The sequence below is a fragment of the Mesorhizobium sp. M4A.F.Ca.ET.022.05.2.1 genome (assembly GCF_003998845.1).
Taxonomy (GTDB): Bacteria; Pseudomonadota; Alphaproteobacteria; order Rhizobiales; family Rhizobiaceae; genus Mesorhizobium.
In genome coordinates this window covers 1-10,319 of record NZ_RZOJ01000207.1, presented here as the reverse complement: position 1 = coordinate 10,319, position 10,319 = coordinate 1, and the positions used below count along the sequence as shown (strand labels likewise).

Genomic DNA, 10,319 nt, shown 5'->3' with positions numbered 1-10,319 from the left:
GGCCGAGCGTGCGGGCACCGGCGCCGGCGTTGCGGCGGGCGGCGAGGAAGCCGCGCAGATCAGCCGGGCGCAACTCGGCAATGTCGGATATGCCGGGCGGACCGCCGCAATGGCCGGTCAGGAAATGCAGGAACTGGCGGGTGTCGCGCTCATAGGCTTCCACCGTCTCCGGTGACAGCCGCCGTTCGCGCGCCAGCATCTTCAGCCAGTTCTCGCGCGCCGCCTGGAGGTCGGGTTTTGCCGGGATGAGGAATTCCTGCATGGCGGCATTGTCCGCCAGTCGGGTTAGGAAGCGGTGAAGAGGCGATCATTGGAATGACGCCGGGCGATCATTGAAATGACGGCTGGGGAGGGTTAGAGCAGGGCAAAGGATGTCGCGCCATGACCAAGCCCCAGAACCCCGTCCAGCTGGCCGTGATCGGCGCCGCACATGGCATCAAGGGCGAGCTGCGGGTGAAGACCTTCACCGGCGATCCGCTGGCGCTGGCCGATTACGGGCCGCTCTATGCCAAGGACGGCCGCGCCTTCCAGATCATCGACATCCGGCCCGCCAACACCGTCGTGGTGGTGCGTTTCAAGGGTATCAGCGACCGCAATGCCGCCGAGGCGCTTTCCGGCACCGAGCTGTTCGTCGATCGTTCGGTGCTGCCTGACGACGGCGAGGAGGATGAGTTCTACCACGCCGACCTGATCGGGCTGGAGGTCAGGGACGACACCGGCGCGGCCATCGGAAAGGTCGTCGCCGTGCACAATTTCGGCGGTGGCGACATACTCGACGTGACGCTTGCCGGCCGCAAAGGCGTACTGATTCCGTTCACCCAGGCCGCTGTCCCGCAGGTGTCGGTCGCCGAAGGGTTCGTCCGCGTCGATCCGCTGGCGGCGGGGCTGGTCGAAGACGAGGATGGCCAGGCCGCTCCCGGCCGCGACGGCTTCGACCCGAAGGGCCGGCCGCGCGGACCGAAGGACGCCGGGGGCAATCGGTGAGCTTTGTTGCCTCGGTGCTGACGCTCTATCCGGAGATGTTTCCCGGTCCGCTCGGCCTATCGCTGGCCGGCCGGGCGCTGGAAGCCGGCACATGGTCGCTTGAGGCGATCCAGATCCGCGATTTCGCCACCGACAGGCATCGCACCGTCGACGACACGCCGGCTGGCGGCGGCGCCGGCATGGTGATGCGCGCCGACGTGCTGGCGAAAGCCATCGACCATGCCTCGCCGCCGGGTGATGCGCGCGCCCGCCTCTTGATGAGCCCGCGCGGAAAACCCCTGACGCAGGCCCGCGTGCGCGAGCTTGCCGCCGGGCCTGGCGCGGTGATCCTGTGCGGCCGCTTCGAGGGCGTCGACCAGCGGGTGATCGACGCGCGGGGATTAGAGGAGGTCTCGGTCGGCGACTTCATCCTGTCGGGCGGTGAGCCGGCCGCGCTGGTGCTGCTCGATGCCGTGGTGCGGCTCTTGCCGGGCGTCATGGGCAATGCGGTCTCCGGCGAAGAAGAGAGTTTCGAGAACGGCCTGCTCGAACATCCGCACTATACGCGGCCGCAGGAGTTCGAGGGCCGGCCGATTCCCGATGTGCTGATCTCGGGCAATCACAGAAAGATCGCAGAATGGCGGCGGGCCGAGGCAGAGAAGCTGACCAAGGAGCGGCGGCCGGATCTGCTGGCGGACGATCCGCCCCGGTAGCTCGAGCGGATCGTCCTTCTCTTTATCTGACCATGATCTTTTCCGAAAACCGGGTCCCACTCTTCGGGATTTCTCAGCCCTTGGTGAAATAGTAGAAGGCGAGGAACAGGCCGACGGCGACGACGAAGCCGCGCACGACGTTCTGCGGCACGCGCTTGGCGATCCAGACGCCGGCATAGCCGCCGAGCGCCCCGCCAGGAATCATGACGATCGCCTGGGGCCAGGCGACGACACCTCCGGAGACGAAGACCAGGATGGCAATGGCGGCAATGACCACCGCCAGCATGTTCTTCATCGCGTTCAGCCGGTGGTAGTCGCCGGCTTGGGTCAGGCCCAGTGTCGCCAGCATCATGACGCCCATGCCGGCGCCGAAGAAGCCGCCATAGATCGAGGTCAGGAACTGGACGAGCGAACCGGCGAGCCAGCCGACGGTCGGCTGGTGTCCGGGCTTCGGCGCCGGCTTCAGCCACGGCCCGGCGGCGAACAGGGCGGTGGCCGCAAGCAGCAGCCAGGGCACGAGCGTGCGGAACGAGGGGTTGTCGAGCGCCAGAAGAATGAGCGCGCCGGCCAGTGCGCCGAGGGCCGAGATCAGGCAGAGCAGCAATGCCTGGCGCCAGAAATGCCTAATGTCGGATGCATAGGCGAGCGTCGAGGTGATGTAGCCCGGAAACTGGGTCACCGAGGAGGTGGCATTGGCGACGATCGGCGGCACGCCGACCAGCGTCATGGCGCCAAAGGTGATGAAGGTCCCGCCGCCGGCGACCGCATTGGCAGCGCCTGAGACAAAGCCCGACAGGAAGAGCAGGATCGCGTCGAAAACAGACATCAGGACGCCGCCGGAGAGGATTGTTTTCTCCGGATTAGGAAGCTGGGAGGGCCGGCGCAACCCCGCCGGAGCCAATTGCGTGATGGCATGCGGCCAAAAAAGACAGGGCCAAGGCGTGACAAAGCGTCAAAATAGCTGTATGTGCCCGCCCGAACCGGAAGAACGATCTTTCGGAACCCGTCAACAATGGCGGTGTAGCCGTCCCTGCCCGATGTCCTATGTTGGACAGAGGGCATAGCCAAGCGGTCGATGGAACTGCAAGGCGAGTTGAGGACGCTCTGACTGTCGGAAGAACAAGAAGTGGATATTTGAGATGGATCTCATCCGTCAGCTCGAGGCCGAACAGGCCGCCAAGATCGAAGCCAAGCGCAAGCTTCCCGAATTCCAGCCCGGCGACACCGTGCGCGTCCAGGTGCGCGTCACCGAAGGCACTCGTACCCGCGTCCAGGCCTATGAGGGCGTCGTCATCGCCCGTTCCGGCTCCGGCTTCCAGGAGAATTTCACCGTCCGCAAGATTTCCTACGGCGAAGGCGTGGAGCGCGTGTTCCCGGTCTACTCGCCGATGGTCGAGGGCGTCGAGATCGTGCGCCGCGGCAAGGTGCGCCGCGCCAAGCTCTATTACCTGCGCGATCGTCGCGGCAAGTCGGCCCGCATTTCGGAGAACACCGGTGTGCGCGCCCGCAAGCTGAACGACGATGAGCGTGATGCGCTGAACGCCGAGAAGGCGCGCATCGAGGCCGAGAAGGTTGCCGCCGCTGAGGCGCTGGCCGCCGAGAAGGCAGCGCAGGACGCCGCCGAGAAGAAGGCCGCCGCCGAGGCCGCCAAGGCCGCGGAAGCCGCGGCCGAGTAAGGCTTTCAACCAATCGTTTCTGGAAAAGGCGGCTTCGGCCGCCTTTTTTCGTTTCCTGGACACGTTCACGTAGCCGTGAAGGCTTTCCGTCCAAAAATCCGGGCGCGGACGTTGACGACAAACTATCTTGTACACTAAATAATCGTGTACAAAATAACAGGAGACCACACATGTCTGCACTCTACACCACTCAGGCTCGCGCCACCGGCGGCCGCGCCGGCCACGCCGAAACCAGCGACGGCCTGCTCAAGGTCGATCTGGCGATGCCGAAAGAGCTGGGCGGGCAGGGCGGCGCCACCAATCCGGAGCAGCTTTTCGCCGCCGGCTACGCCGCATGCTTCGAAAGCGCGATCCGCTTCGTCGCGCGCAAGCAGAAGCTGCCGCTCGAAGACGCCGCGGTGACGGCCACCGTCAGCCTCCATCCCAACGACCAGGGCGGCTTCCGGCTCGGCGTGTCGCTGGCGGCGGAGACGAAAGGCCTTGATCCGGCGGGCGCGGAAGCGCTTGTATCGGCGGCGCACCAGATCTGTCCCTATTCCAACGCCATCAGGGGCAATATCGAGGTGGCGCTTTCGACCGTGGCGCTTCCGGCAAAGGCAGCATGACGACAGAGATCACAGCGACCGTCAGCGACGTCCCGGCGGATAGAGCCGGGGCGATTGCCGTTCCGCGGCTGGATCAGCAGCTCTGCTTCGCGCTCTATTCGGCGAGCGGGCTGATGACCAAGCTCTACCGGCCGCTGCTCGACCCACTCGGCCTCACCTATCCGCAATATCTGGCGATGCTGGTCCTGTGGGAGCGCGCGCCGAGCACGGTGGGCGCGCTTGGCGAGGCGCTAGGCCTGGATTCGGCGACGCTGACGCCGCTGCTCAAGCGGATGGAAGCGGCCGGCCTGGTCAGCCGCCGGCGCGATGCCGCCGACGAGCGCCGGGTGCTGGTCGAGCCGACGGCCAAAGGCGAGGCCCTGCGCGAGAGGGCAGCCAGGGTGCCTGCCGCCCTGGCATGCCAATTGCCACTCGAGGTCGGCGAGCTGCGATCCCTGCACGGTGTGCTCACTCGCTTTGTCGCCGAGATGCGCAACGCGAGCTCGGAAGCGACGGAATAATCGATCCACCCCGATACGTTCCAAAACCACGTCGTTGAGAGCACGGGAATCCACTTTGGTGCCCATCCGCGCAGCGGATCGGCTTGCAAGGCGCTTGCGGAAAGCTAAAGTCGGCGCCGGATTTTTCCTGCAAGCCCGGCACATTCGCCGGGCGTTTCAAGTTTCTGGGAGCGTGTCATGACCAAATCGAAACTGCTGCTGGCAGCCCTGCTGGCTTGCCTTCTCGCGCCTGTCGCCGCATTGGCCGAGACGCTGCCCGACCTCGGCGGCAAGAAGGTGGTGGTGGTGACGGAAAACGCCTATCCGCCGCTGCAGTTCATCGATTCCAAGACCGGCAAGCAGATCGGCTGGGAATATGACGCGATGAACGAGATCGCCAAGCGGCTGAACTTCAAGGTCGAGTACCAGAACACCTCCTGGGACGCGATGATCCAGGCGGTTTCCGACAACCAGTACAACATCGGCATGACCGGCATCACCATCAAGGACGACCGCAAGGAGAAGGTCGATTTCTCCGATCCCTATATGCGCTCGGAGCAGTTCATGCTGGTGCGTGGCGACGAAAGCCGCTTCACCGACGCCAAGAGTTTCGGCGCCTTCAAGGACGGGCTGATCGGCGCGCAGCCGGGCACGACGCCCTTCTACACCGCCGTCTACAGCGTGCTAGACGGCAATGAGCAGAACCCGCGCATCAAACTGTTCGAGACGTTCGGGGCCACCGTGCAGGCACTCAAATCCGGCGACGTCGACGTCGTCTTGACCGACGGCACCGCCGGCAAGGGCTATGTCGACGCTTCCGAAGGCAAGCTCAAGCTCATCGGCGGGCCGCTCGGCACCGAGGATTTCGGCTTCATCTTCCCCAAGGGATCCGACCTGGTGAAGCCGGTCAACGCCGCGATCGCCTCGCTCAAGGCCGACGGCACGCTCGATGCGCTGAACAAGAAGTGGTTCCTTGATTACAAGATGGGGCAGTAGGCACTTTTGTTGAGGGTGGTGCATTTGCGAGAAATCACGCTGACATTGCGCCCAGGCACCCCCCTCTGCCCTACCGGGCATCTCCCCCTCAAGGGGGGAGATTGGCAGCTCCGCCGACGGTGCTCTTCATTCAACGTTGGTGATTGGCGAAAGCCAACGCGAAGTTCGATCTCCCCCCTTGAGGGGGAGATGGCCGGCAGGCCAGAGAGGGGGGCCTTGGCGCCAGCCTTTCGCGATTCTTACACCAGCGGTGCCAGCTGATGCCTGCGCCGTCCGCTTCTGCAGCCAAATCCGAATTCCCCTGGTGGCTGGCGGCCGCCCTCGTCCTCGCATTGGCCGCCGCTCTGTTCATCGCTTCCAGCGACCTCTACGCCCAGGTCTTCGCCACGGTCGCCAAGGGGATCGGCATCACCGTTTTCGTCACCGTGGTCGCCTTCGGGCTGGCCTCGGCGATCGGGCTCGGCATCGCGCTGATGGGGCTGTCGAGCTCGCGGCTGCTTCGCCAGATCGCCCGCTTCTATGTCGAGATCATCCGCGGTGTGCCGATCCTGGTGCTGCTGTTCTGGATCGCGTTCGCCGGCGCGCCGGCCTTCGTCGCGGCGTGGAACGCGCTGACCGCGCCGCTGCAGAGCGCCGGCTATCTCGGAGAATTGCAGGTGCGCGACGTCTCGCTTCTGTGGCGCGCCATCATGGCGCTGACCATCGGCTATTCCGCCTTCATCTCCGAAGTGTTCCGTGCCGGTATCCAGTCGGTCGAGAAGGGCCAGATCGAAGCGGCCAAGGCACTGGGGCTGACGCGCGCACAGCGCTTCCGGCTCATCGTCTTTCCGCAGGCGATCCGCACCATCCTGCCGCCGCTCGGCAATGACTTCGTCGCCATGGTCAAAGATTCCTCGCTGGTCTCGGTGCTCGGCGTCGCCGACATCACCCAGATGGGCAAGATCTACGCCGCCGGCTCGTTCCGCTTCTTCGAGACGTATTCCATCGTCGCTTACATCTATCTGATCCTCACGGTCGGCCTGTCGCTGGCGCTGAGGGGGCTCGAGAAACGGCTGCGCCGCCAGCACCAGCAATAGCCGCCCGCCAAAGACCGCGCTACGATCCTCGCCGCGCGGTAGCGGAGGAGGACAATCGATGAATTTCGACAAGGCCAATGCGGCGCTGGACTCCGTCTACACGGCCGACACGCCGGAAGCGCTTGCCAAGGCCTATGCCGAGTGGGCCGCTACTTATGACAGCGAGACCGCCTCGCTCGGTTATTTGCTCCCCTTCCTGATCACAGCCTGGGTGGCGCGCCACGTGCCTGTCGGCGAAGGTCCGCTGCTCGACGCCGGCTGCGGCACCGGCCTCTCCGGCCCGTCGCTCAAGGCACTGGGCTATGGCGACATCGCCGGGCTAGATCTTTCGGACGACATGCTGAAGCTCGCCGGCAGTCGGCAGGCTTATGGCGAGCTGAAGAAGGCGATGCTCGGCAGGCAGCTGCCCTGGCCGGACGGGCATTTCCGCGCCTTCTTCTCGACCGGCGTCTTCACCATCGGCCACGCGCCAGCCTCCGGCCTGCATGAGCTGGTGCGCATCACGAAGAGCGGCGGCCACGCCATCTTCACCGTGCGCGACCAGGTGTTCGAGAGCGGCGGCTTCCAGGCGGTGTTCGACGAACTGGAGCAGGCGAAGAAATGGCGAGCCGTGGAGCAAAGTCCGTGGTTCCGCTGCTACGCGATCGGCGATCCGGAAGCGCTGGTGAAGACGTTTGTGTTTGAAGTGATGTGAGCGCCGCCCTCTTCCCTTCTCCCCTGGGAGAAGTGGCCTCGCGAAGCGAGGTCGGATGACGGCACTCCTTCCAACACCCATCATCCGTCTCGGCGCTGCGCGCCGATCCACCTTCCCCCCAAGGGGGAAGGGAAAGCCGCACCGCCGCCCGCAATTGCCGAAAAGGCAAAACATTGATATGAGCAGCGCCATGGAAGAGCTTTTCGGCGATCCGGCTTATAAAAGTTTTGTGCTGCAGGACAGAAAGCGCCTGCCGTCGCGATTTGCCGCGCGCGTCTGCGGCGCGCTCACCAGCCGACTTAGCCAGGCCGACTGATCGCAGTCGTGGCGCCGGACTGCCGGCGTCTACTCTCCCCCTTTTCATATCGACGGATTTACGCACATGAGCGCACCGCGCACCCTCTACGACAAGATTTTCGACGACCATCTGGTCGACCGTCAGGACGATGGCACTTGCCTGCTCTACATCGACCGCCACCTCGTCCACGAGGTCACTAGCCCGCAAGCCTTCGAAGGCCTGCGCATGAGCGGCCGCAAGGTCCGGCATCCGGAAAAGACGCTGGCCGTGGTCGACCACAACGTGCCGACCTCGCCCGAGCGCAAGTTCGGCATCAAGAACGAGGAAAGCCGCATCCAGGTCGAGGCGCTGGCCAGGAACGCCAAGGATTTCGGCATCGACTATTATTCCGAGAACGACATCCGCCAGGGCATCGTCCACATCATCGGCCCGGAGCAGGGTTTCACCCTGCCCGGCATGACCATCGTCTGCGGCGACAGCCACACCTCCACGCACGGCGCTTTCGGCGCGCTCGCGCATGGCATCGGCACGTCGGAAGTCGAGCATGTGCTGGCCACCCAGACGCTGATCCAGCGCAAGGCCAAGAACATGCTGGTGCGTGTCGACGGCACGCTGCCGGAAGGCGTCACCGCCAAGGACATCATCCTTGCCATCATCGGCGAGATCGGCACCGCCGGCGGCACCGGCTATGTCATCGAGTATGCCGGTGAGGCGATTCGTGCGCTGTCGATGGAAGGCCGCATGACGATCTGCAACATGTCGATCGAAGGCGGGGCGCGAGCCGGCCTGATCGCGCCGGACGAGACAACCTTCGCCTATGTCAAGGACAAGCCGCGCGCGCCGAAGGGCGCGGCCTGGGATGCCGCACTTGCCTATTGGAAGACGCTGCATTCGGATGAAGGCGCGCATTTCGACAAGGTGGTCGTGCTCGACGCGCAGAAGCTGCCGCCGATCGTCTCCTGGGGCTCCTCGCCCGAGGATGTCGTCTCGGTGCAAGGCTTCGTGCCCAATCCGGAAGAGATCACCGACGAGAACAAGCGCTCGTCGAAGCTGCGCGCGCTCGACTATATGGGGCTGACGCCCGGCACCAAGATCACCGACATCGCGCTTGACCGCGTCTTCATCGGCTCCTGCACCAATGGCCGCATCGAGGATCTGCGCGCCGCCGCCAAGGTGGTCGAGGGCAGAAAGGTCAATCCGCGCGTCAACGCCATGATCGTGCCGGGCTCCGGCCTGGTCAAGGAACAGGCGGAGGCCGAGGGTCTGGACAAGATCTTCCTCGCCGCCGGTTTCGACTGGCGCGAGCCGGGCTGCTCGATGTGCCTCGCCATGAACGACGACCGGCTGAAGCCGCACGAGCGCTGCGCCTCGACCTCGAACCGCAATTTCGAGGGCCGGCAAGGCTTCAAGGGCCGCACCCATCTGGTGTCGCCGGCCATGGCGGCGGCGGCAGCGATCGCCGGCCATTTCGTCGACATCCGCGACTGGAAATAGGCGGCCGCGACCTACCGCATACAGAACCCAAGCAGACCCCGAACCATCCCGATGGTTCGGGGTTCTTCTTTGCCCACGCCGCCGGTTTTTTCGGCAAAGCGGCCTTGGCTTAACCGCTTGTTTGGGCTTGCGCTTTAGCATCTTTCCTGACGTAAGCGGGGAAATCACATCGTTTGGACACGGGTCTGCTCATAGCGCTGCTCAACCCGACGATCGCGCTGGCGCTTGGCGCGGCGTTCCTCATCCTGTGGTTCCATCAGCGCCATCGCCCCTATCTGGCGGTGCTGGCTGCGAGCTACTGCCTGTCGGCCCCCGGCTTCCTGTTCCAGTATTTCACGCTTCCTGTCGGGATGGTGCTGACCAAGCTTGTCTCCAACATATGCTTCACGGCGGCCGCCTGCTGCCTCTCCAGCGCCATCGTCGCGCGCTACGGGCGGCGCGTCCCCTATGTCGGGATCGCACTCACCACCGGCGGCGGGCTCGCCGCCTTTTCATGGTTCATGTTTGTGCAGCAGGATCTGACCTGGCGCATCCTGTCGATGAATTTCGGTTTCGGCGCCCTCAGCCTGCTGGTCGCCGCCGAACTGCGCACGGTGCGCGGCAACGGTCCGACGGAAAAGATCCTGTTCGTGCTGTCGCTGCTGTCGGGATTGAACTTCGTCGTCCGAACCCTGATCGTCGTCATCGCGCACGGGCCGTTCCCGAGCTATGACGGATTCTACGGCTCGTCCTACTGGACGACGGCGCTCTTGTCGCATGCGCTGCTGTCGCTGCTGATCGCGCTTTCCCTGTTTTCGGCGGCCGCACTCGACGTGATGAAGGCTCTGAAGGCCGAGACCCATACCGACCCGCTGTCCGGCCTGCTCAACCGCCGCGGTTTCGAGGAGCGGGCGGCGCTGCTGCTCGACCAGTGCGCCAAGGCGAAATTCCCCGTCGCCATGGTGCTTGCCGACCTCGACCACTTCAAGGCACTCAACGACCGGCACGGGCACGCGGTGGGCGACAGGGTGATCGCCGACTTCGCCGCCAAGCTGAGCTTCGCCACGGGCACGCGCGGTGCTGCCGGCCGCATCGGCGGCGAGGAGTTCGCCGTGCTCCTGCCGTTGTGCGATCTCGCTTCGGCGCGGCTGTTCGCCGAGGCGATCCGCTCGCTCTATTCGTCCGGTGGGGTCGCCAGCCTGCCGCGCGGCGTCAGTGTGACGGCGAGTTTCGGCGTCGCCGCCCGCACCGGCGACGAGGGTCTGGCGCCGCTGATGCGCCGCGCCGACGATGCGCTCTACAAGGCCAAGAAGAACGGCCGCGACAGCGTGCGGCTATCCTATGAG

Annotated in this window: 13 protein-coding genes; 11 read left to right on the top strand and 2 right to left on the bottom strand. The window is 65.0% G+C overall.

Features of this window, described 5'->3' with window-relative positions:
• Positions 1–262, bottom strand: a 262-nt coding sequence (locus tag EN745_RS21185; protein ID WP_189363112.1) for a site-specific integrase, incomplete at its 3' end; no start/stop codon positions are given.
• A 119-nt stretch (positions 263–381) separates the two neighbouring features.
• Between EN745_RS21185 and rimM the strand changes: the two genes are divergently transcribed.
• The gene (gene rimM / locus EN745_RS21180; protein WP_126057466.1) at positions 382–984 is read left to right on the top strand and encodes a ribosome maturation factor RimM; all 603 of its coding nucleotides are present in this window, start codon (positions 382–384) and stop codon (positions 982–984) included.
• A complete protein-coding gene (gene trmD / locus EN745_RS21175; protein WP_126057467.1) occupies positions 981–1,676 on the top strand; it encodes a tRNA (guanosine(37)-N1)-methyltransferase TrmD in 696 nt (231 codons plus the stop codon). The genes rimM and trmD overlap by 4 nt, the downstream gene beginning before the upstream one ends.
• Before the next feature lie 73 nt (positions 1,677–1,749).
• Here trmD and EN745_RS21170 read toward each other — a convergent pair whose 3' ends face one another.
• Positions 1,750–2,502: a sulfite exporter TauE/SafE family protein gene (locus tag EN745_RS21170; protein ID WP_126057468.1), complete on the bottom strand. Its 753-nt coding sequence runs from the start codon at positions 2,500–2,502 to the stop codon at positions 1,750–1,752.
• Positions 2,503–2,815: 313 nt separating this feature from the next.
• Between EN745_RS21170 and rplS the strand changes: the two genes are divergently transcribed.
• The 9 genes from rplS to EN745_RS21120 all read left to right on the top strand — a co-directional run.
• Complete coding sequence (rplS, locus tag EN745_RS21165) at positions 2,816–3,352, top strand: 50S ribosomal protein L19 (protein WP_126057469.1); 537 nt, start codon at positions 2,816–2,818, stop codon at positions 3,350–3,352.
• Positions 3,353–3,522: 170 nt separating this feature from the next.
• Positions 3,523–3,957, top strand: a complete 435-nt coding sequence (locus tag EN745_RS21160) for an organic hydroperoxide resistance protein (RefSeq protein WP_127422170.1) — start codon at positions 3,523–3,525, stop codon at positions 3,955–3,957.
• The gene (locus EN745_RS21155) at positions 3,954–4,457 is read left to right on the top strand and encodes a MarR family transcriptional regulator (protein WP_127422169.1); all 504 of its coding nucleotides are present in this window, start codon (positions 3,954–3,956) and stop codon (positions 4,455–4,457) included. Before EN745_RS21160 ends, EN745_RS21155 begins: the two co-directional genes overlap by 4 nt.
• Positions 4,458–4,634: 177 nt before the next feature.
• Positions 4,635–5,432 (top strand): transporter substrate-binding domain-containing protein, encoded by a 798-nt coding sequence (locus EN745_RS21150; RefSeq protein WP_127422168.1) that lies wholly within the window; start codon positions 4,635–4,637, stop codon positions 5,430–5,432.
• Between the two features lie 260 nt (positions 5,433–5,692).
• The gene (locus EN745_RS21140) at positions 5,693–6,508 is read left to right on the top strand and encodes an amino acid ABC transporter permease (RefSeq protein WP_127422167.1); all 816 of its coding nucleotides are present in this window, start codon (positions 5,693–5,695) and stop codon (positions 6,506–6,508) included.
• 58 nt (positions 6,509–6,566) lie between these two features.
• Positions 6,567–7,202, top strand: a complete 636-nt coding sequence (locus EN745_RS21135) for a class I SAM-dependent methyltransferase (protein WP_127422166.1) — start codon at positions 6,567–6,569, stop codon at positions 7,200–7,202.
• A gap of 190 nt (positions 7,203–7,392) precedes the next feature.
• Positions 7,393–7,518: a hypothetical protein gene (locus EN745_RS37525; protein ID WP_126059296.1), complete on the top strand. Its 126-nt coding sequence runs from the start codon at positions 7,393–7,395 to the stop codon at positions 7,516–7,518.
• A gap of 66 nt (positions 7,519–7,584) precedes the next feature.
• On the top strand, positions 7,585–8,994 hold the full coding sequence (gene leuC, locus EN745_RS21125) for a 3-isopropylmalate dehydratase large subunit (RefSeq protein ID WP_127422165.1): 1,410 nt from the start codon (positions 7,585–7,587) through the stop codon (positions 8,992–8,994).
• Positions 8,995–9,167: 173 nt separating this feature from the next.
• A partial coding sequence (locus EN745_RS21120) for a GGDEF domain-containing protein (RefSeq protein ID WP_145992082.1) occupies positions 9,168–10,319 on the top strand: 1,152 nt, incomplete at its 3' end.

Excerpts from the sequence above, each read along its gene's own strand:
- leuC (WP_127422165.1), top strand. The coding sequence starts at position 7,585 with ATGAGCGCACCGCGCACCCTCTACGACAAGATTTTCGACGACCATCTG.
- EN745_RS21160 (WP_127422170.1), top strand. The coding sequence starts at position 3,523 with ATGTCTGCACTCTACACCACTCAGGCTCGCGCCACCGGCGGCCGCGCC.
- rimM (WP_126057466.1), top strand. The coding sequence starts at position 382 with ATGACCAAGCCCCAGAACCCCGTCCAGCTGGCCGTGATCGGCGCCGCA.
- EN745_RS37525 (WP_126059296.1), top strand. The coding sequence starts at position 7,393 with ATGGAAGAGCTTTTCGGCGATCCGGCTTATAAAAGTTTTGTGCTGCAG.
- EN745_RS21135 (WP_127422166.1), top strand. The coding sequence starts at position 6,567 with ATGAATTTCGACAAGGCCAATGCGGCGCTGGACTCCGTCTACACGGCC.
- EN745_RS21140 (WP_127422167.1), top strand. The coding sequence starts at position 5,693 with ATGCCTGCGCCGTCCGCTTCTGCAGCCAAATCCGAATTCCCCTGGTGG.
- EN745_RS21150 (WP_127422168.1), top strand. The coding sequence starts at position 4,635 with ATGACCAAATCGAAACTGCTGCTGGCAGCCCTGCTGGCTTGCCTTCTC.
- EN745_RS21155 (WP_127422169.1), top strand. The coding sequence starts at position 3,954 with ATGACGACAGAGATCACAGCGACCGTCAGCGACGTCCCGGCGGATAGA.
- EN745_RS21170 (WP_126057468.1), bottom strand. The coding sequence starts at position 2,502 with ATGTCTGTTTTCGACGCGATCCTGCTCTTCCTGTCGGGCTTTGTCTCA.
- rplS (WP_126057469.1), top strand. The coding sequence starts at position 2,816 with ATGGATCTCATCCGTCAGCTCGAGGCCGAACAGGCCGCCAAGATCGAA.